This is a genomic window from Cutibacterium avidum ATCC 25577 (assembly GCF_000227295.1).
In the GTDB taxonomy this organism is placed as follows: domain Bacteria; phylum Actinomycetota; class Actinomycetes; order Propionibacteriales; family Propionibacteriaceae; genus Cutibacterium; species Cutibacterium avidum.
Map to the genome: position 1 here is coordinate 2,463,645 of NZ_JH165054.1, position 19,863 is coordinate 2,483,507.

The 19,863-nt window shown below is 64.0% G+C and carries 17 protein-coding genes and 1 riboswitch; of the genes, 11 read left to right on the top strand and 6 right to left on the bottom strand.

The genetic code is table 11. From position 1 onward, the window contains the following. Position 1: 1 nt before the first annotated feature. On the bottom strand, positions 2–1,699 hold the full coding sequence (locus HMPREF9153_RS11070) for a dihydroxyacetone kinase family protein (protein ID WP_004811942.1): 1,698 nt from the start codon (positions 1,697–1,699) through the stop codon (positions 2–4). A gap of 126 nt (positions 1,700–1,825) precedes the next feature. Between HMPREF9153_RS11070 and HMPREF9153_RS11075 the strand changes: the two genes are divergently transcribed. The 10 genes from HMPREF9153_RS11075 to HMPREF9153_RS11120 all read left to right on the top strand — a co-directional run bounded on the left by HMPREF9153_RS11075 (position 1,826) and on the right by HMPREF9153_RS11120 (position 10,789). Beyond that, positions 1,826–2,875, top strand: a complete 1,050-nt coding sequence (locus tag HMPREF9153_RS11075; RefSeq protein ID WP_036979833.1) for an alcohol dehydrogenase catalytic domain-containing protein — start codon at positions 1,826–1,828, stop codon at positions 2,873–2,875. 242 nt (positions 2,876–3,117) lie between these two features. Further along, positions 3,118–4,053 (top strand): metal ABC transporter solute-binding protein, Zn/Mn family, encoded by a 936-nt coding sequence (locus HMPREF9153_RS11080; RefSeq protein WP_036979836.1) that lies wholly within the window; start codon positions 3,118–3,120, stop codon positions 4,051–4,053. Positions 4,054–4,058: 5 nt separating this feature from the next. Then, entirely contained in the window at positions 4,059–4,913 is an 855-nt protein-coding gene (locus HMPREF9153_RS11085) for a metal ABC transporter ATP-binding protein (RefSeq protein ID WP_004811945.1), read from the top strand. 1 nt (position 4,914) lies between these two features. Continuing rightward, a complete protein-coding gene (locus tag HMPREF9153_RS11090; protein ID WP_004811946.1) occupies positions 4,915–5,769 on the top strand; it encodes a metal ABC transporter permease in 855 nt (284 codons plus the stop codon). Between the two features lie 129 nt (positions 5,770–5,898). Continuing rightward, complete coding sequence (locus HMPREF9153_RS11095; protein WP_004811947.1) at positions 5,899–7,002, top strand: esterase-like activity of phytase family protein; 1,104 nt, start codon at positions 5,899–5,901, stop codon at positions 7,000–7,002. 41 nt (positions 7,003–7,043) lie between these two features. Next, the gene (locus HMPREF9153_RS12435; protein WP_004811948.1) at positions 7,044–7,688 is read left to right on the top strand and encodes a hypothetical protein; all 645 of its coding nucleotides are present in this window, start codon (positions 7,044–7,046) and stop codon (positions 7,686–7,688) included. Between the two features lie 145 nt (positions 7,689–7,833). Next, positions 7,834–8,760, top strand: a complete 927-nt coding sequence (locus HMPREF9153_RS11105; RefSeq protein WP_036979839.1) for an ABC transporter substrate-binding protein — start codon at positions 7,834–7,836, stop codon at positions 8,758–8,760. Positions 8,761–9,047: 287 nt separating this feature from the next. After that, positions 9,048–9,731 (top strand): amino acid ABC transporter permease, encoded by a 684-nt coding sequence (locus HMPREF9153_RS11110; RefSeq protein ID WP_231128557.1) that lies wholly within the window; start codon positions 9,048–9,050, stop codon positions 9,729–9,731. A gap of 35 nt (positions 9,732–9,766) precedes the next feature. Beyond that, on the top strand, positions 9,767–10,528 hold the full coding sequence (locus tag HMPREF9153_RS11115) for an amino acid ABC transporter ATP-binding protein (RefSeq protein ID WP_036976522.1): 762 nt from the start codon (positions 9,767–9,769) through the stop codon (positions 10,526–10,528). Positions 10,529–10,573: 45 nt separating this feature from the next. Beyond that, on the top strand, positions 10,574–10,789 hold the full coding sequence (locus HMPREF9153_RS11120; protein WP_036979841.1) for an RNA-binding S4 domain-containing protein: 216 nt from the start codon (positions 10,574–10,576) through the stop codon (positions 10,787–10,789). A gap of 74 nt (positions 10,790–10,863) precedes the next feature. On the opposite strand, the gene HMPREF9153_RS11125 is transcribed toward HMPREF9153_RS11120, so the two are convergent. The 5 genes from HMPREF9153_RS11125 to HMPREF9153_RS11145 all read right to left on the bottom strand — a co-directional run bounded on the left by HMPREF9153_RS11125 (position 10,864) and on the right by HMPREF9153_RS11145 (position 19,263). Then, entirely contained in the window at positions 10,864–12,345 is a 1,482-nt protein-coding gene (locus HMPREF9153_RS11125) for a S8 family peptidase (RefSeq protein ID WP_036980187.1), read from the bottom strand. Between the two features lie 214 nt (positions 12,346–12,559). Next, a complete protein-coding gene (gene meaB / locus HMPREF9153_RS11130; protein ID WP_004811954.1) occupies positions 12,560–13,606 on the bottom strand; it encodes a methylmalonyl Co-A mutase-associated GTPase MeaB in 1,047 nt (348 codons plus the stop codon). A 150-nt stretch (positions 13,607–13,756) separates the two neighbouring features. Then, a complete protein-coding gene (gene scpA / locus HMPREF9153_RS11135) occupies positions 13,757–15,946 on the bottom strand; it encodes a methylmalonyl-CoA mutase (RefSeq protein ID WP_004811955.1) in 2,190 nt (729 codons plus the stop codon). Then, positions 15,943–17,853 carry a methylmalonyl-CoA mutase small subunit gene (mutA, locus tag HMPREF9153_RS11140; RefSeq protein WP_004811956.1) on the bottom strand — a complete coding sequence of 637 codons (1,911 nt, stop codon included), beginning with the start codon at positions 17,851–17,853 and terminating at the stop codon, positions 15,943–15,945. Before mutA ends, scpA begins: the two co-directional genes overlap by 4 nt. A gap of 80 nt (positions 17,854–17,933) precedes the next feature. Beyond that, a riboswitch (cobalamin riboswitch) is annotated at positions 17,934–18,185 on the bottom strand. A 70-nt stretch (positions 18,186–18,255) separates the two neighbouring features. Next, positions 18,256–19,263 carry an alpha/beta fold hydrolase gene (locus tag HMPREF9153_RS11145; protein WP_004811957.1) on the bottom strand — a complete coding sequence of 336 codons (1,008 nt, stop codon included), beginning with the start codon at positions 19,261–19,263 and terminating at the stop codon, positions 18,256–18,258. 175 nt (positions 19,264–19,438) lie between these two features. Between HMPREF9153_RS11145 and HMPREF9153_RS11150 the strand changes: the two genes are divergently transcribed. Beyond that, a partial coding sequence (locus HMPREF9153_RS11150; RefSeq protein WP_004811958.1) for a hypothetical protein occupies positions 19,439–19,863 on the top strand: 425 nt, incomplete at its 3' end.

Below are 19,863 nucleotides of genomic sequence, written 5' to 3' on the forward strand. Positions count from 1 at the left end.
CTTACGGCAGCACCGACCCGACCGCGACGACCACGTCGTGGAAGGACACCGCTCCCGGATCGGGCGTGCCCAGGGACTTCTCACCCAACGGGCGGGCTCGACCGACCTTGGCAGTCATCTCAGAGGTTGCCCGAGTCCCTTTCTCCGCGGCCTGGCATGCTGATTCCCACGCCTGTAGCAACGGATCCGCTGACGATTCCAAGGTCGTCACGAAGGGATCCATGGCGTCAACCATGGTCTTGTCGCCGACCGTCGCCCCGCCCAGCCTGGTGACGGCATCGAGGGCAGCGCGGGCAGCCTTCCGAACGGCGTCGTCGCTGGCCGGGTCCTCGTCACCCAGTACCGCACCGAATGCGGTCAGCACCGCTCCCCACAACGCACCTGAGGTACCACCAGCCTGCTCGGACCAGGCTGAACCGGCGGCGTTGAGGGTGGTCGCCGCGCCGGCGCCGTCTCCTCTCACCCGCTTCGCCTCGGCGAGTGCAGCCTGGGATCCACGCGTCATGCCGATGCCATGGTCACCGTCACCTGCCACTGAGTCGAGTCGGCCGAGCTCATTGGCGCGCTCCGACAAGGTCTTCACCACTTCTTCCAACCCCCTGACGACGACGTCGGCAAGGTCCTGGGACGCTTGCGATCCGGTAGCGGCAACCGAAACGTGTTCTGCCTCCTGGGGCAGCTGAGTGGTGTCGAGATCGACCTGACCGACAGCCCCACGACGGTAGGCGGGGGTGTCGCACGCAGCCAGCCACAGCGGTTCGATGACCTCGTCGAGCCACACCAGGGTCAGGGAGACGCCTGCCATGTCGAGACTAGTGACGAACTCCCCGACCTGCGGATCGACGATCGTCAGTCCAGCCGCCTCGAGACGACGGCTGATGTCATTCCACAGCACGAAGAGTTCCTCGTACTTGGTGGATCCGAGGCCGTTGACGATCGGGACGACCCGGGTTCCGGGGTTCTCGGGGCGGTCGGCCAGCAAGCCGTCGACGAGCATGGCGGCCACGTCGTCGGCCGTACCGAGTGCCTCGTCATGGATACCCGGCTCACCATGAATACCCATACCGACACCCACTTGTCCCGGCTCGACACGGAACAGCGGCTCGTCAGCTCCCGGCAAGGTACAACCTGCGAAGGCCACTCCGAAGGAGCGGGTACGTTCGTTGACGCGATCGAAGACCTTGACGACCTCGTCGATGTCGCAGCCTTCCTCGCATGCAGCTGCTGTCACCTTGAAGACCGGGAGATCTCCGGCGATGCCACGACGTTTGAGGTGCTCCCCCGGACCAGCCGAGGCGATGTCGTCGGTGACGAGCAGACAGCGGGTGTCGATGCCCTCGCTGCGCAACCGTTGGGCCGCTTGCCCGAAGTGCAGGACGTCGCCGGCATAGTTGCCGAATCCGATGAGGACTCCAGCTCCCCGATCCGCCGCCTTGCAGACTGAATAGGCCTGGGAGGCGGAGGGCGAGGAGAAGATGTTGCCGCAGACGGCACCGTCAGCGAATCCCGGGCCAACCCAGCCGGCGAAAGCCGGGTAGTGACCTGATCCACCGCCCACGACGAGGGCGACCTTGTGATCGGTGCGGGCGGCACGAACGACTCCACCGAACACCGGCCTCAGATGGTTCGGGAAGGCGCTGGCGAGCCCAGCGACTGCCTGGGACGGAAAATCATCAGGGCTGTTCACGAGTCGGGTCATGGCTGGGACTCTCCTGTCATCTCATCATCGTTGATGGTGTTATTCCCACATCCCATGATAATTGATGTCGCCACAGCGCACCCGGCGTGCCGAAAATGGGACACTGGAGCCGACGAAGGAGATCACATGACGCACACCATGTCAGCACTGGTCCTCAACGGCCCCGGAGACGTTCAGCTGGCCGAAAAACCCATTCCCGAGCCGGAGCTCGGCGAAGTGGTCCTGGCCGTCGAGGCGACGACGATTTGCGGCACCGATCTACGGATCATCTCCGGTGAGAAGACCACCGGGGTACGCCCCGGCGTCACCCTCGGCCACGAGATCGCCGGACGGATCGCCTCCCTCGGCGAAGGAGTGGAAGGACTGACCGTCGGGCAGCAGGCGACCGTCTCCATCGTCGTCTCTTGCGGCACCTGCCGAGCCTGCCTGGCAGGCCGCGAGCATCTGTGCAGCCATTGCGAGCTCATCGGCTACGGGATTGACGGTGGACTGGCTCCCTGGTTGTGTGTGCCGGCCCGAGCCGTCGCTCGCGGCAACGTCATCCCGGTGGCTTCCGAGATGCCGGCCAACCGGCTGGCTCTGGCCGAGCCCCTGTCCTGCGTTCTCAACGGGCACCGTCGCCATGGCGGGGTGAATCCTGGGGAGACGGTCGTCATCATCGGTGGCGGGGCGATTGGTCTGCTTCACACCCAGCTCAACCTGGCATGCGGAGCGGGACAGGTCATCCTGTGCGAGAAGCACGCTGACCGACGCGACCGTGCGGCGGCCATGGGGGCCGTCACCACCTCACCCGATCACCTCGTCGAGGTCGTTGCCGAGCGCACTGATGGTTTCGGTGCCGACCTCGTCATCGTCGCCATCGGACGCAATGAACTGGCCGAGCAGTCCCTTGACCTTGCCGCCCCGGGCGGGCGGGTGAGCTGGTTCGCCGGCTTCCCCAAGGGATCAACGGCGACGATCACCCCCAACACCGTGCACTACCAGGAGCTCACGGTCTCGGGAGGATCGAATGCTCGTCGCGCCGACGTCCACCGCGCCGTCGAGATGTTGGGACGCGGGGACATCGACGAGGCCCCGATCGTCACCCACACCTTCGGGCTCTCCCAGTGGACCGACGCCGTCGACGCGGTGCGCGGCCATGCGGGGGTGAAGATCGCCATCGACCCCCGTCGCTGAGCCGCATCACCTCACAGTTTCACCGGGAGAGGCCCTCCAGAGAGAGGCTGGCGCCAGGGTTATCGAATCGGCGAGCCGTCACCGGAGCTGGCTGCTCACACAGGAAGGGGTTCCAGCCCTGAGGCGCTTTCTGCCCTCCGTTGAGGCTGTGGATTGGCTATTTCTTTGGTCACCCTGCCTTGTTAATTCACAATACGGAGACGACAATGGTTCTCACTTGCGAACTGGAAAGGGAACACCACATGCATCGTCGCCTTCTGGCCCTTGCAACCATCAGCGCCTGCGCCTTGGGCATGGCTGGTTGCTCCGGCAACTCTGATTCGGGCTCGAGCGCGGCTTCAGGCGCTTCCTCCAATGCCGCTGCGACGGACAAGGTTGACGTCGTCGCCTCGACCAACGTCTGGGGCTCGGTCGCCGAGGCCATCGGCGGAGACAAGGTCAACGTCCACTCCGTCATCAACAGCCCGGATCAGGACCCGCACGACTACGAGGCCACCGCCAAGGACAAGCTCGCCTTCTCGAAGGCCAAGATCGCCATTGCCAACGGTGGCGGCTACGACGACTGGGCTCCGAAGCTCGTCAAGAGCACCGCTTCCAAGGCCACCCTCATCGACGCCGTCGAGACCTCCGGCCTCAAGAAGCCTGGCCAGGAGGAGTTCAACGAGCACGTCTTCTTCTCGATCGACAGCGCTCGCAAGGTTGCCAAGGTCGTCGAGTCCGATCTGGCCAAGGCCTCCCCGGACAACAAGGCCGCCTTCGAGTCGAACCTCAAGGACTTCGAGTCCAAGCTGGATGAGCTCAAGGCCCATGCCGCCAAGGTCGGCGAGAAGCACCCGAACAGCACCGCCATTGCCACCGAGCCGGTGGTCGGCTACCTGCTCGACGACATGAAGGTCAAGAACATCACCCCTGAGGAGTTCGTCGAGCAGTCCGAGACCGAGGCCGGCCCGTCGACCAAGGTCGTCCACGAGACCACCAAGCTGATTGCTGCCAAGAAGGCCTCCATCCTCCTCGTCAACGGCCAGACCAGTGACGCCGTCACCAAGGAGCTGCAGAAGGCTGCCAAGGGCGCCGGGATCAAGCAGGTCGGCGTGTGGGAGACCTTCCCGAAGGGTGTCGACACCTACCAGGACTTCATCGGCAAGGCCATCACCGACATTGACAATGGCCTGGCCTGACACTCGTGGCATCACATCGCTCTGACATCTCCTGGGCGACCACGAGGATCGAGCCTGCCAGACTCACCGGCGCCAAGGTCGCCTTCGGGGACCGGGTGCTGTGGTCGGGACTCGATCTCGTCGTGGAACCCGGCGAGTTCATCGCCGTTCTGGGACCTAACGGGGTGGGAAAGACCACCCTGCTGAGGGTCCTGCTCGGGCAGACTCCGCTGACGGCCGGCACCGCCATGGTGGCCGGCCGTCCGGTGCGTCGTGGCTCGACCCACATCGGTTACATCCCGCAGCAACGCTCCTTGGAGACGACGGCCCCGATTCGCGGCCGCGATCTGGTGGGCATGGGGATCGACGGTCACAAGTGGGGATTCGGCTTGTTCAGCCGCTCCCGACGTCGGCGCATTGACGAGGCCATCGCCTCTGTGGGTGCCACCGCCTTCGCCGACGCCCCGCTGACGATGACCTCCGGTGGTGAGCAGCAGCGTCTGCGCATCGCCCAAGCCCTCGTCACCGACCCAGAGTTGTTGCTGTGCGATGAGCCGTTGTCCAGCCTTGACCTGCGCCACCAGCAGGAGGTCACCAAGCTCATCGACACTGCACGTCGGACCCGAAATCTCGGGGTGCTCTTCGTCACCCACGAGATCAACCCGGTTCTGCCCTATGTCGATCGGGTGGTGTACGTCGCTGGCGGCAAAGTTCGTGTCGGCACCCCCGACGAGGTGCTGCGTTCTGAGGTCCTCACCGATCTCTACGGGTCCCCCGTCGAGGTCTTCCGTCATGACGACCGGATCATCGTGCTGGCAGACGACGAGAGACCGTCGCATCTGCACGGCCCGCAGATCGCCGAGGTCGAGGAGATGGTCTGACATGGATTTCTCTACCATCATCAACTTCGACAGCTTCAGCCAGCTCGTTCCCCTGGTCCACGGCTCGATCATCGCCGGAATCATCCTCGGGGTTATGGCAGGTCTCATCGGACCGATGATCCATGCCCGCGACCTGGCCTTCGCGATTCACGGCACCTCGGAGCTCTCCTTCGCGGGCGCCGCAGTGGCCCTGTTCTTCGATGCATCGGTCACCCAGGGTGCTGTCGTCGGATCCCTGGTAGCCGCCCTCATCCTGGGGCTGTTAGGCGTCAAAGCCGCTGAGCGCAACGCCTCCATAGGCATCATGCTGCCCTTCGGCATGGGCATTGGCGTGCTCTTCCTGAGCCTCTACAAGGGAAGATCGTCCAACAAGTTCGGCCTGTTGACCGGACAGATCGTCGCTGTCGACACCACCGAGCTGAGCACCCTGGTCGCCGTCGCGATCTTCGTTGCAGTGTGCCTGGGCATCATATGGAGACCGCTGTTCTTCGCGTCAGTGGATCCCGAGGCAGCCAAGGCTCGCGGGGTCCCCATGCGGTTCCTGTCGATCGTCTTCATGCTGTTGCTCGGTCTGACCACCGCTATGGCAGTACAGCTCGTCGGTGCCCTGCTGGTGCTGAGCCTGCTCATCACTCCGACAGCTTCCGCCGCCAAGGTGACGGCACATCCGCTGGCCATGTCCCTGCTGTCGATCATCTTCGCGACGGTCTCCGCTGTGGGCGGCATCCTGCTGTCCCTGGGGCCCGGCTTGCCGATCAGCCCCTACGTGACGACGGTGAGCTTCCTCATCTATCTGGTGTGCCTTGTCCTCGGCGCGATTCGTCAGCGCCGCGGTTGGAGCCGTCGGGTCTCCTGAACCGTCATTTCTCGCACAACGTCCTGTCGACGACTGTTGTCGACAGGACGTTGTGCTGTCATCTCGACGTCACCGCGATGTCAACTGGGCACTGTGAACTGGTGCGGTCCGCCGTTGAGAGGATGATTCATGCATCGCCACCTGACCCGAGGTCTGGCCGCCACCGCCTGTGCCGCTGCCCTGACCTGCCCGCTGGCACCAGGGGTTGCTTCCGCCGAACCGACCACGGACGCCATCGAGGTGTACACCGGAGGCGCTCCGGTCCTGTCCACTGCGCCGAATGGCGTCAAGATCACCGACAGCGGATTCGGTTCAGCCTTTGCCCATCGCAACGGCGATCCTGACGACGTCTACTACGGCCTGACCGACCGCGGCCCGAACACTGACTCCGATGCCGACAACGAGAAGATCGAGCCGGTCAAGTTCCAGCCCTCGATCGCCAAGTTCCGTCTGGTCAACGGCCACATGGACCTCGTCAAGAGGATTGGTCTGGTGACCAAGGACGGCACACCGATGAACGGTGCCGTCAATCCGGAGGCCTCCACCGGGGAGACGATCGTCGACATCAACGGCAGGACGATCGCCCCTTCGAAGGCCGGCATCGACTCCGAAGGTCTCGTCGTCGCCCCAGACGGCAGCTTCTGGGTCTCCGACGAGTACGGCCCCTATGTCGTTCATTTCGATGCCCAGGGACGCGAGATCTCCCGTCTCAAACCCTTCGACGGCACCCTCCCTCGCGAGCTGGCCTTCCGCACCCCGAATCGTGGCATGGAAGGCCTCACCCTGACCCCCGACGGCAAGACCCTGGTCGGAACCATGCAGTCGGCCCTGGAGACCCCGGATTTGTCCGGCAGCTCCAAGAAGGTCCCCTTCGTGCGCATCGTCACCATCGACGTCGCGAGCGGCAGGACCACTGGGCAGTACCTGTACCAGCTGCACCTGAGCCAGGCCAAGACCTCCGTCTCAGAGATCACCGCCCTGGGAAACCACACCCTGCTCGTTGACGAACGTGACGGCGACCCGGGCAAGGACACCTTCAAGCGCCTGTACAAGATTGACCTGTCGAAGGCGACCAATGTCAACGACGCGAAGTCGGTCCCGGGAGCGACCTATGACGCCGCCAAGGGTGGCTACTCGTCGACGGCAAGTCCCTCGAGGGTCTCGTCTCGGCCGACAAGTCCACCAAGAACGACGAGAAGAAGGCCACCGAGATCCTCACCTCCCACGGCGTAGAGCCCGCGATCGGCGAGCTGTACCTCGACGTCACCAAGCTGGTGTGGACCGCTGATCCATCCGGCAACACCTTTCCCCACGACAAGGTCGAGGGGGTCGCGGTGACTCACGGTGGGGCCACCGTCACGCTGTCGAACGACTCCGACTTCGGTATCAACGGCATCGTCAAGGGGTCCAAGAACCCCTTCCAGCTCGTCTCCAAGCACTTCGGCACCGACGAATCCCGCCAGGACATCGGCGAGTCGCTGAAGGTGCGCATGAACTCCCTGACTGAGAACCTGCGCGGACCGGCATACCGTAAGGCTGAGTTCACCACCGACGGGAATGCCGTGACCGGCAAGAACCTCGAGCCTGACACCGGTTACGTCGTGGCTGTCGACGGCACCAAGGTCGGCACCCTGGCGACCAACGCGAAGGGTTCGGGATCCCTCGATCTGCCAGCCCTGACTACTGGTGACCACGAGGTGACCCTGTCCTTGGCCGAGTCCACGGTTGCCTCGGTCACGGTGAAGGCGGGCCCGTCAGCCCCGACGACTCCGATCACGCCCGCCCCGAGCGCCGCCTCGTCGAGCCCCACCGCGCCCAACAGCACTATGCCCAACACCACTGCAGCTAACGCAACGGCACCGGGCACGTCAGCCTCGACTACCCACGCCGGTCGCGGTCTGCCGCACACCGGACTCTGATCCCCCCACGCCAAGCGCCCGGACGATTCGTCCGGGCGCTTGTTCTTGCGTGCCCAAAGGCGTGCCAATTTGTATTCATGCCCTATAGTGCATAATTATGTATCTCGCGGTGTCACCCGGCGCCGCAGCAGCGAAGGAACGTTACATGAAAACTCTGCGTCATGCCGCCGGTGCCACCCTGGCCGTTGTCGCCTTTGCCGTCAGCGGTTGCACCCATGCCTCAGAGGAGTCCGCGACTCCCACGGCAGAGGCCAGCAAGGCTGGCACTCCGTCGAATGCCCAGATCATCGATTCCATCAAGACTGATCCCACGATCGCCGCGATGGTCCCTGACGACATCAAGAAATCCGGCACCCTTCGCAACGGCGCAGCAGCCAACTATGCTCCGGCTGAGTTCATCGACACGGACGGCTCGAAGGTGGTCGGCTACGACATCGACTACATCACCGCCGTCGGCAAGCTCATGGGACTCAAGGTGACGACCGCCAATGCGGCCTTCCCCAGCCTCATCCCTGCCATCGGATCCAAGTACGACGTCAGCGTCTCCTCCTTCACCATCACCGCGGAGCGGCAGAAGCAGGTCACCATGACCTCCTACTTCAAGGCCGGATTCTCGATGGCCGTCCCGAAGGGCAACCCCAAGAAGATCTCCCCTGACGACCTGTGTGGTCACTCCGTGGCCGTTCAGACCGGCACCGCCCAGGAGACCGCTGCCCAGCAGAAGTCAAAGGCGTGCACCAAGGCCGGTAAGAAGCCGATTGACCTGCTGTCCTACGCCTCCCAGTCAGACGCCACCACGAATGTCGCCGGGGGCAAGGCGGACGTCCTCTACGCCGACTCAGTGATTACCGGGTACGCCATCAAGCAGACGTCCAAGCTCGAAGCCCTCGGCAACATCACCGATGCATCGATGTTTGGCGTCGTCACCGCCAAGAATGACGGCGGACTGTCCAAGGCCATCCAGGCCGCAACCCAGAAGCTCATGGACGACGGGACCATGAAGAAGCTGCTGACCTCGTGGGGCACCGAGGACGGTCTCATCGAGACCTCCAAGGTCAATCCCGAGTCGTGATCACAACCAACTGAAAGGCATCTAAGGTGGCCAACCACCACGCCGACATCCCCAATCGCATCCGGGCCCGCGACGTCGCTCATCCGGGCACCTGGATCGCTGCCGTCATCGTCGCCCTCTTGGTACTGATCTTCGTCCAGGGGCTCGTCACGAACCCGAACTATCAGTGGTCGGTGGTGTGGCTGTACCTGCGTGACGTCAAAGTCATCACTGGTATCGGCTACACGATCCTGCTGACCTTTGCGGCAATGATCCTCGGAACCGCGGTAGCCCTCCTCATGGCCATCATGAGGCAGTCGAGCAATCCTGTGCTACGCGGCGTCTCCTGGGCGTACATCTTCGTCTTCCGTGGCGTTCCGGTGTACACCCAGTTGGTGTTCTGGGGTCTGCTCGCCGTGCTCTACCCCACCCTGTCCATCGGGGTGCCTTTCGGCGGACCGACGCTGGCCAGCGTCGAGACCGAGAAGGTCGTCACCGCGCTGGCCGCCGCCATCATCGGCCTGGGTCTCAACGAGGGTGCCTATCTGGCCGAGATCATCCGGTCCGGGCTGGAATCCGTCGACGCCGGCCAGACCGAGGCCGCCAAGGCACTGGGCATGAAGCCCTCCCTCATCATGCGCCGGGTGATCATTCCCCAGGCCATGAGGGTGATCATTCCGCCGCTGGGCAACGAGACCATCGGCATGCTCAAAACCACCTCCCTGGTGTTGGCCGTGCCCTTCACCCTTGACCTGCAGTACGCCACAAACGCCATCGCGAACCGTATCTACGCGCCGATCCCGCTACTCATCGTCGCCGCCTTCTGGTACCTCGTCATGACGAGTGTCCTCATGATCGGGCAACATTTCCTCGAGCAGTACTTCGGACGTGGCTTCAACGGGAAGTCCTCGTCGAAGCGACTGCGACGCCAGGCCGCCATCCAGGCAGCCGGCACCACGCACAAGAACATCGCCCTGGAGGTCGAGCAGTGACCACATCCGCAGCAGAGTCTGCACGCATCGAGCCGATGGTGCGCATCACGGGATTGCACAAGGAGTTCGGCCCCCTGCACATCCTCAAGGGGATCGACCTCGACGTCGCCCCGGGTGAGGTGTGTGTCCTCCTCGGTCCCTCCGGCTCCGGGAAATCCACGCTGCTGCGCTGCATCAACCAGCTGGAGACCTTCGAGGCCGGAGAGGTCTGGGTCGGCGGCGAGCGCGTGGGCTACGAGCATGATCCCTTGCCGGACGGACGCCTCAAGCGGCTTTCCGACAAGGAAATCGCCGCCCAGCGGGCACGAGTCGGCATGGTCTTCCAACGGTTCAATCTCTTTCCTCACATGACCGCCCTGGGCAACGTCATGGAAGCGCCGATCAAGGTGTCGGGCTTGTCCAAGGAAGAAGTCAAGCCGCTGGCCATGTCCTTGTTGGAGCGGGTCGGCATGGCTGACCGCGCCGACCACTACCCCGCCGAACTTTCCGGCGGCCAGCAGCAGCGCGTCGCCATCGCACGTGCGATGGCCATGAAACCCGAACTCATGCTCTTCGACGAGCCAACCTCAGCCCTTGACCCCGAGCTCGTCGGGGAGGTGCTCAGTGTCCTCAAGGACCTCGCCCGCGAGGGCATGACGATGATCGTCGTCACCCACGAGATGGGATTTGCCCGCGAGGTCGCCGACCACGTCGTCTTCATGGACGGCGGCGTCGTCGTCGAGGCCGGTTCTCCCGATGACGTCATCAATCACCCGAAGTCGGAGCGGCTGCAGGGATTCATCAACTCGGTGCTGTGAGGTGTCGGGTCCGGGTGACAGACTGACGGTGTGCATGACGACCAGATGATCAGGCTCGGCCAGTACCTCAAGTTCGCCAACCTCGCCGACACTGGCGGTCAGGCTCGCGAACTCATCGCGTCGGGGCAGGTCAGCGTCAACGGCGAGGTCGAGACTCGACGCGGACGCCAGCTTCACCCCGGCGACGAGGTGGGCGTGACCAGCGGCGGCCAGACCGTCACCGAGACCGTCGATCTCACTGAGCCTGACGTTCCCTGGTGATCACGCCCCCAACACGACACGTGGCCCGGACCACATGGTCCGGGCCACGTTCTGTTCTCAGTGGACGCTGAGGATCAGGCGTATCTGGCTGTCTGAACAGCCTTGCGGGCATCGACGATGCCGGTCCCACATCCTGAATAGCAGCGAGCCGGCTTCACCGACTGCTTGAGGATCGACTCAACCTGAGACGGGGTGAGGTTCGGGTTGGTGGACAGCATGAGGGCGGCGATCGCAGCCACGTGCGGGGTGGCCTGAGAGGTGCCCTCCATGTAGCCGTAGGCCGGGGACTGCGGCGTCCTCCTACCACTGTTGACCGTCGACAGGATCAGGTCACCGGTGCGGTCGTCACCGCCGGGAGCGGAGACATCAACGGTCGAACCGTAGTTCGAGAAGTAGGACTGGGAACCAGTCTGGCCGGTCGCACCCACGACGACGACGCCACGGCAGTTACCGGGGGTCGAACGGCTGGCATCCATCGACTCGTTACCAGCGGCGACAACGATCGTGGCACCACGAGACCTGGCGTTGTCAATGGCTCGCTGGTAGCTCGTCGGGCAGTAGTTGGAACGGCCACCAAGGCTCATGTTGATGACCTGGGCGGGGTGGCTGTTGGTAGGAACTCCCGGAACGTAACCGCCGGAGGCCCAGGTGATGGCGTCGGCGATGTCGACGTCAGTGCCACCGCAGTGGCCCAGGGCGCGGACGGGCAGGATCTGGGCGTCAGGAGCGGCACCAGCGATGCCCATGCCGTTGTTCGTCGCAGCTCCAATGACACCGGCCACGTGGCTGCCGTGCCAGGAGGAATCGACGTCACGGCGAGTGCAGGTTCCGGCGAGGGTCCAGTCGCCTTCGTCGGAAGGATCGTTGTCTCGGCCGTCTCCGTCACCCGCAATGCGACCGTCAGAGATGAAGTCGTAGCCCGGCAGGATCTTGCCGGCCAGGTCCGGGTGCTCGGTGATACCCGAGTCGATGACGGCCACGGTCACACCGGAACCGGTGCTGGTCGACCATGCTCCGGGGGCGTCAATACCCTTGTCGGAGTGGAGTCCCCACTGACGACCCCAGTACTGGTCGTTCGGGGCAGACGACACCGCGGCAGGGCGAACCTTCTTGCCGGTCTGCTCGTTGATCGACATGTGGAGGATCGGCTCGACGGATTCCACCTCAGGGTTGCGCTCAATCTCCGAGATGAAAGCCTTGGCGGCCTTGGAGTCGAGTCCCTTGGAGACCTGGACCGACATCGAGTCGTTGGCTCGAGCCAGGGATGCCGTGACGTGGGCGCCACGGGCCTTGGCGGCGTGATCGACGGCTCCACGCAGGGAGGTCGAGCTCGCCCGCATGGCGGAGCTGGTACGAGCTGCGCGGGACATGCCCTGAGCGGAAGTCGAGTCGTCCTTGAGATGGACGACGAATCCACTGGTGGTCTGCGTGGATGCGGAGGTGCGCAGCGGTGAGGTGGTGAAGCCGGGAGCGGCGATGCTGGGGACGGCGGTCGCGGCAAGGGAAGCGCCAGTGATCGCACAGAGCAGCAAGGTCGACGTACGACGTGATGCCATGTCCATTCCTCTCGGTTTGTTGAAGGTGGAATGAACCTAAGGTGACAAGGGGTCACTTCCTGGTCATGACGTCGAAACTTCTCACATGACGGTCGAGAAATCTTTCCGAAACAAAACCGGATTAGCTTCAGCTCCATATGTGCCGGCCATCCAGGCATGACAAGGCCGGGAGCGCGAAGCACCCCCGGCCGGTCGTTTCTGGGACGACGTCAGATCAGGAACCGCTGGTCATCTCTCCCTGAGCCCACGGCAGCCCCGGGACGGCATGAGCGAAGGCGCGCAGGATCTGCTCGGCCCCCTCCAAGGCGTTGGTGGCCTCCGTGCCCAACCCGGCCTCGATCTTCTCGGCAACCTGCTGGACGGAGGGATCGGTGTCCAAGGACTCGAGGATCTCGTTCCGGACCATGTTCCACAGCCACTCACGCTGCTGCTCGATACGGCGGGCCTGCAAGGAGCCGTCCGCCTCGAGGTACGCGCGGTGGTCGACGATGGCCTGCCAGACGTCGTCGAGCCCCTCCTTGGTATACGAGGAGCAGGTCAGCACCGGAACACGCCGCTTGTCGGCATCGGAGGAGACGAGCTTCATGGCGATGGACAGGTCACGAGCGGAGACACGCGCGTTGCCGGCATTGTCGCCATCGGCCTTGTTGACCGCAACGACGTCCGCCAGTTCCAGGATGCCCTTCTTGATGCCCTGCAGCTGGTCGCCGGTACCCGCGACGGAAAGCATGAGGAAAGTGTCGACCATGCCTGCCACGGCGACCTCGGACTGTCCGACACCGACGGTCTCGACGAGGACCACGTTGTAACCAGCCGCCTCCATGACGATCATGGCCTCACGCGTGGCCCGGGCGACGCCACCCAGGTGACCGCCGGAGGGTGACGGGCGCACGAATGCCTCGTCACGGTTGCACAGATCCCCCATACGGGTGCGGTCACCGAGGATCGAACCGCCGGTGCGGGTCGAGGAAGGGTCGACGGCCAGGACGGCAACCTTGTAGTTGAACTCGTCGATGAGCTTGGTGCCCATGGCATTGATGAAGGTCGACTTACCGGCGCCGGGAACACCCGAGATACCGACACGGATGGCGTCACCAGTGTGAGGAGCCAGCAGGCGCAACATCTCGCGTGCCTTCTCGCGATGTGCCGGTTTGCTCGACTCCACCAGAGTCAGCGCTTTGGCAATGTGCTGGCGGCTCCCGGCCAGGACTTGCTCAACCAGTTCGGGGACGTCGATCGGCATGATCACCATTTCCTTCATCGGGTGGGTACGTCTACCGTACCGCCCGGGGACAACGTCCACGGCTGAGGGCCCATTCCTGGCTGTTTTTCGGGCTGAAAACGACGTTGGCCCCTGGAACCTCGCGAGGTTCCAGGGGCCAACCCTTCAGTCTCGTGGACCCATCCAGTCTCAGTCGTCGCTGTGAGCGGCGAGCAGCTTCTCCATGAGCTCGACGGCAGCGTCGGGAATGACGGTGCCAGGCGGGTAGATGGCGGCTGCGCCGTCATCCTTGAGCTCCTGGAAGTCCTGGGTCGGGATGACGCCACCAACAACGATCATGATGTCGGAGCGGCCAAGCTTGTCCAGTTCCTTGCGCAGGGCCGGCACCAGGGTGAGGTGTCCGGCGGCCAACGAGGAGACACCGACGACGTGGACGTCGCCCTCGACAGCCTGTCGAGCGGTCTCCTCAGGGGTCTGGAACAGCGGGCCGACGTCGACGTCCATGCCGAGGTCCGCGTAGGCGGTCGCGACGACCTTCTGGCCACGGTCGTGACCATCCTGGCCCATCTTCGCGATCATGATGCGAGGACGACGGCCTTCCTTCTCCTCGAACTTCTTGATGAGGTCGTGGACCTTCTTGGTCGACTCGGTGCTACCGGCTGCCTTGCTGTACACGCCCTCAATGGTACGGATCTGAGCGGTGTAGCGCCCGAAGACCTTCTCCATTGCGTCGGACATCTCGCCGACGGAGGCGTTGGCGCGACCGGCGTCGATGCACAGCTTGAGCAGGTTGCGGTCGGGATCGCTCGGGTCCGGGTTGGCAGCAGCCCAGGTGAGCTTCTCCAGAGCAGCCTGGCAGGCCTCCTCGTCACGGTTGGCGCGAAGCTGCTCGAGCTTGGCCTTCTGTTCCTTGAGTACCTGGGTGTTGTCGACCTTGAGGACCTCAAGATCCTCTTCCTCATCGAGACGGTACTTGTTGACGCCGATGAGGGGCTGACGACCGGAGTCGATACGGGCCTGGGTACGGGCAGCGGCCTCCTCGATACGCATCTTCGGGATGCCCTTCTCGATGGCCTTGGCCATACCGCCGGCCTTCTCGACCTCCTGGATGTGGGCCCAAGCCTTGCGAGCCAGCTCGAGGGTGAGCTTCTCGACGTAGGCGGAACCGCTCCAGGGATCGATGACGCGGCAAGTGCCCGACTCCTGCTGGATGAACAGCTGGGTGTTTCGAGCGATACGAGCGGAGAAGTCTGTCGGCAGGGCGATGGCCTCGTCGAGGGAGTTGGTGTGCAGGGACTGGGTGTGTCCCTGGGTGGCTCCCATGGCCTCCACACAGGTACGGATGACGTTGTTGTACACGTCCTGAGCGGTCAGCGACCAGCCAGAGGTCTGCGAGTGGGTACGCAGGCTCATGGACTTCGGGTTCTTAGGTCCGAACTGGTTGACGAGCTTGGCCCACAGCATGCGAGCCGCGCGCATCTTGGCGACCTCCATGAAGAAGTTGGTGCCAATGGCCCAGAAGAAGGACAGACGCGGTGCGAACTGGTCGACCTTCAGGCCCACCGACTCGCCAGCGCGGATGTAGTCGACTCCGTCGGCCAGGGTGTAGGCCATCTCGATGTCGGCGGTCGCGCCGGCCTCCTGCATGTGGTAGCCGGAGATGGAGATGGAGTTCCACTTCGGCATGTTCGCGCTGGTGAAGGCGAAGATGTCGGAGATGATCCGCATCGAGGGCAGCGGCGGGTAGATGTACGTGTTACGAACCATGAACTCCTTGAGGATGTCGTTCTGGATCGTTCCGGCGAGCTGCTCGGGCTTGGCGCCCTGCTCCTCGGCGGTCACAACGTACAGGGCGAGAATCGGCAACACGGCGCCGTTCATCGTCATGGACACCGACATGCGGTCCAGCGGAATACCCGCGAAAAGCTCACGCATGTCCAGGATGGAGTCCACAGCCACACCAGCCATGCCGACGTCACCGGGAACACGCGGGTTGTCGGAGTCGTAACCACGGTGGGTCGGCAGGTCGAAGGCGACCGACAGACCCTTCTGACCAGCGGCCAGGTTACGGCGGTAGAACGCGTTGGACTCCTTGGCGGTGGAGAATCCGGCGTACTGACGAATCGTCCACGGACGGAAGGCGTACATGGTGGCGTACGGGCCGTGGGTGAAGGGCGGCAGACCGGCGTAGGTGTCCAGCCAGTCCATGTCAGCGTAGACGTCCTCGGAGTACAGGTGGCCAACCGGAATCTGCTCCGGAGTGGTCCAGGGCTCCTGCTCACCAGCGGCGGCGGCCAACTTGGCGAACTGCTCCTGTGCGTCCGCGGGGACCGGAGAGTCTCCGAGGTTGATGGAATCGAAACGAGGCAGGGTGGTCACTTGGCAACTCCCAACGTGTCCAGAGTAGTGGTCAGGACGTCAACGACGTCCATTCCGAGGTAGATGCGCCCGTCGACGACCTTCTCGGCCTCGGCAGCGTCATCACCAAATTCCTTGAAGGCACCCGACAGGTAGACCAGCTTGGCGCCAGCCTCCTTGAGGGCCTTGGCGACCTCGAGGCCCTGGGCCGCGTAGGTCTTGGCGTTCGAACACAAGTCAGCGACCTCGGCACCGGACTCCTTGAAGGCCTTGACGACCTCTTCAGTGGTGCCTCCCTCGCACTCCGGGGTCTCCATGCCGGCGATGTGCCACACCGGGGCGGAGAATCCCTCGCGAGGACCGAAGTCACGACGGGTTCCCAGGCAAGCCAGGAAAACCTTCGGACGCTCGGAGCAGGTGGCGGAACGATCAACGAGGGCCTCGAAGATCTCGGCGTCGCGGCGCCACTCCAGCCCGTTGCGCTCGGCAGTTTCGGGGTACGGCTTGGTCTCGACCGTCTTGGCGTCGAGCAGCGGGAACTCGCTGACGGCCGTGATCGGCTGCTTGCGGGTCGCCAGACGCTTGGCGCGCTCGGCATTCAGCTTGTCGAGCTCGGTGCGGACGTGGTCGCCGGTCACGGCGGCGGCCATGCCACCGGCAGCCTCGACAGCCTGGAACTCGACCCAAGCGGCTTCTTCCAGCTTCTTAGTCAGAGCCTCAACGTAGAAGGAGCCACCAGCCGGGTCATTGGCGCGACCGATGTTGGACTCCTCGGCGAGGATGATGCCAGTGTTGCGGGCGATACGACGCGAGAAGTCGCTCTTCGGCAGGCCGATGGCGGCATCGAAGGGCAGGGTCGTGACGGCCTCGGCACCACCGACAGCAGCACCGAAGGTCGAGATGGTGCCTCGCAAGATGTTGACGTAGGGATCGTCACGGGTCAGCTCACGCCAGCTGGTGACGGCCTCCTGACGGGCACCACGCTTGGCGGCCGGCACCTCGAAGACCTCACCGACACGGTTCCACAGGGTGCGCAGGGCGCGCAGACGGCAGATGGTCAGGAACTGGTCGTGGGTGGCGGACACCCGGAAGTTGATGGCGTCGAACGCCTGCTCGGCGGTCAGTCCCTGCTCCATGAGAGCGCGGACATACTCGACGCCGGTGGCGATGGCCCAGGCGAGCTCATGCACGTCGCCGGCACCAGCGTTGTGGTAGATCGTGGCGTCAACGACGAAGGCGCGGGAGTTCTTGTACTTCTCGATCTTCCTGACCCACTCGCCCATGCCGGACAGATCCGGGGTGCCACCGTTGAGGGCGGCGAAACCGATCGGGTCCAGACCGAGGTTGAACGACAGTTTGTCGGGCTCGATCTTGGAATCGGCGTAGACCTTGAGGAGGGCCTCGGCGGCAGCCTCCTGGTCGTCGCGGCTGGAGACCTCGACCTTGGCCAGGTCCAGCAGCACGTCCTTGAGATCGCCGGCGATGTCCTCGGGGTTGATGGCGTCGGCACCGACGCGCAGCCACAGGGACGTCACGCCACGCTCGAGGTCAGCGATGACGGCCTTCTTGGTGAACTCGACGTCGGGATCCTCGTGAAGGGCTCGGACGTCCCACGCGTCCATGCTGCCGTCACGGACCGTCGTGCCACGGGTAAAGGGCGGCACGCCCGGGGCGCCGAGCTTCTCGGAGGCATCCTGACGCCGGTACATCGGCTCGATCTGGATGCCGTCGACCGTGGTCGGCTCGAGGCGCTTCATTCCCTGCTCGATGTTGAGTTCCTTGCCCTCGGGGCGACCCCGGTTCAAGACTTTGAGGACCGCGTCCTCCCACTGTTCGTGGGTGACCTTCGGGAAGTCCCCGGCCAGGCTCAACTCCTCGGGCATCCTGTCCTCGACGGGCTTGGATGCGAGGTTGTCAGGATCAGTCATTCGTCAGACTCCTGCTCCGCTGTGGATGGTTGGACGACCTCGGCCGGCCCTCGAGACCTCGGACGCTGTGGCACACGCGGAGTGCACCACACGCTCTGGCAGGTATTCGGACTCATGGGCACCTCGTCTGCCGACGAGTCCTACGTCACCGCTTCCCAGACCGAAGCCCAGTGCTTGATCGACGTCCACCCGGTCCGAGAACCAGATGGGCGACGATGGTGATGTCGTTCCCACTCACCGCTGCGGGGCAGTTCCGGAGTTTCACCGGATTCCCTCTTACCGCCTTGAAACCCCGGATGGGATTCCTCGGCACCAGCACCTACGATACTAGGCTGCGCACAATCGCCTTCACGCAGCGGGGGTGCATGTGCACGATTGTGCGAAACGAACGTGAGCGGCCTTTCACCGTGCTTTCCGAACCTGCAAGGTCCGGGGCCGGGCAGCGACGGCATCAATCCAGTCGCGCAGGTGGGCGTGGACATGTCGACGGTTCACCTCATTGAGGATCTCGTGGCGCGCCCCGGGGTAGAGAACAAGGTCCACCTCACGCGAGCCCGAGTCGCGCAACTGACGCGCGACCTGGCGCACTCCCCTGCCGGAGTCCCCCACCGGGTCCTTGGCGCCCGACATCAGCAAAATGGGCAGTGCCGGTGGAGTCGCTCGGAAGATCTCGGTGGAGTTGGCGAGTTCGATGAGTCGGACGAGTTCGCGGTAGAAGGCTGCGGTGCAGACGAAACCGCACAGCGGGTCGTCGTTGTAGGCGTCCACGACGTGAGCGTCTCGGGACAACCAGTCATAGTCGGTGCGGGCCGGCAGGAAGGCTCGGTTGAAGGACCCAAAGGACAGCGTGTTGAGCAGCGGGCTGCGGGAGTCCTCCCCCACCATGAGCACCTGGGCCTGGGCCAGCCCGGTGGCGACAGTGCTCAACGGCCCCAGGGAGGAGCCGGTGCCGATGATGACCAGGCCGGCCATCTCGCGTCCCCGACGAACGGCCAGGACACGGGCAAGGAACGACCCCATCGAGTGTCCGACGAGGAACCACGGCTTCCCCTCCAGCTTGGCCATGAAGTGGTCAGCGACGGCGGACAGGTCGTCGAGCAGCTGGTGGTAGCCACGATCAGACGTGGTTCCGAGTTCTCCTATGGCAGCAGCACGCGGCCCGTGGCCACGGTGGTCGTTCGCCACGACGAGCCAGCCGTCGGCTGCAAGCACCCGGGCGACCTCGTCATAGCGAGCCGCGTACTCGGCCATACCGTGGCAGAACTGCACCAAGCCCTTGATGGGGCGCCCCGACGCAGCCTCGGGACGCCAGACAAGGACGTCGACGTCGGCTCCGTCATCAGCGGTGATGGTGATGGTGTCCATAGTTCCTCCCAGACAGCTCACCCCGGACAAAACCGTCTCAACCATACCGACGTCTTCATCGCGGCTATCACACAGCCTGGCCGCGAGAGAACGTACCGGAGCGCTCACCCGTCGCCCGGACGAGTCTGACACTGCATTGTGCCTTGCCGTAGAGGCGATCAACCCGCCAAGCATCCGCGATGGTCGCGCCCCGGCAGGGACTGTCACTTTCATGATATGAATGCTTCGGAATGACTTCAGCTTGAGAGTGCTCTCACGTTCGAAAGGCACCGCCATCAGTACCGAAGTTGCCCGCAAGGCCGCCGGACGCCTTCACTGGCCGACGCGCATACGTTTCGGACTTACCCTCTCTGACGCGCTGGCGATAGCCGTAGCGCTCATCACAACGATATATATCCGTTGGCCAAGCCCAGACAGCCAGACGATTGCCGGCACCCGGCACATCACCTATTCGGCATTGGCCGTGGTCTTCGGCCTGGTGTGGCTCCTCATTCTTTCAACCAACGACAGCCATCGAATCCGGCTGTTGAGTTCGGGATTACAGGAGTATCAGCTCGTGGCGCGGGGGACTCTGTGGGCCTTCGGTTCTCTGGCAATTTTCAGTTATCTGTTCAAGCTGTCGGTCTCCCGATCCTTGTTCCTCGT

Bases quoted from the DNA above. Each gene is read 5' to 3' on its own strand.
- HMPREF9153_RS11070 (WP_004811942.1), bottom strand. From the start codon at position 1,699: ATGACCCGACTCGTGAACAGCCCTGATGATTTTCCGTCCCAGGCAGTC.
- HMPREF9153_RS11075 (WP_036979833.1), top strand. From the start codon at position 1,826: ATGACGCACACCATGTCAGCACTGGTCCTCAACGGCCCCGGAGACGTT.
- HMPREF9153_RS11080 (WP_036979836.1), top strand. From the start codon at position 3,118: ATGCATCGTCGCCTTCTGGCCCTTGCAACCATCAGCGCCTGCGCCTTG.
- HMPREF9153_RS11090 (WP_004811946.1), top strand. From the start codon at position 4,915: ATGGATTTCTCTACCATCATCAACTTCGACAGCTTCAGCCAGCTCGTT.
- HMPREF9153_RS11095 (WP_004811947.1), top strand. From the start codon at position 5,899: ATGCATCGCCACCTGACCCGAGGTCTGGCCGCCACCGCCTGTGCCGCT.
- HMPREF9153_RS11105 (WP_036979839.1), top strand. From the start codon at position 7,834: ATGAAAACTCTGCGTCATGCCGCCGGTGCCACCCTGGCCGTTGTCGCC.
- HMPREF9153_RS11110 (WP_231128557.1), top strand. From the start codon at position 9,048: ATGAGGCAGTCGAGCAATCCTGTGCTACGCGGCGTCTCCTGGGCGTAC.
- HMPREF9153_RS11115 (WP_036976522.1), top strand. From the start codon at position 9,767: ATGGTGCGCATCACGGGATTGCACAAGGAGTTCGGCCCCCTGCACATC.
- HMPREF9153_RS11120 (WP_036979841.1), top strand. From the start codon at position 10,574: ATGATCAGGCTCGGCCAGTACCTCAAGTTCGCCAACCTCGCCGACACT.
- HMPREF9153_RS11125 (WP_036980187.1), bottom strand. From the start codon at position 12,345: ATGGCATCACGTCGTACGTCGACCTTGCTGCTCTGTGCGATCACTGGC.
- meaB (WP_004811954.1), bottom strand. From the start codon at position 13,606: ATGAAGGAAATGGTGATCATGCCGATCGACGTCCCCGAACTGGTTGAG.
- mutA (WP_004811956.1), bottom strand. From the start codon at position 17,853: ATGACTGATCCTGACAACCTCGCATCCAAGCCCGTCGAGGACAGGATG.
- HMPREF9153_RS11145 (WP_004811957.1), bottom strand. From the start codon at position 19,263: ATGGTTGAGACGGTTTTGTCCGGGGTGAGCTGTCTGGGAGGAACTATG.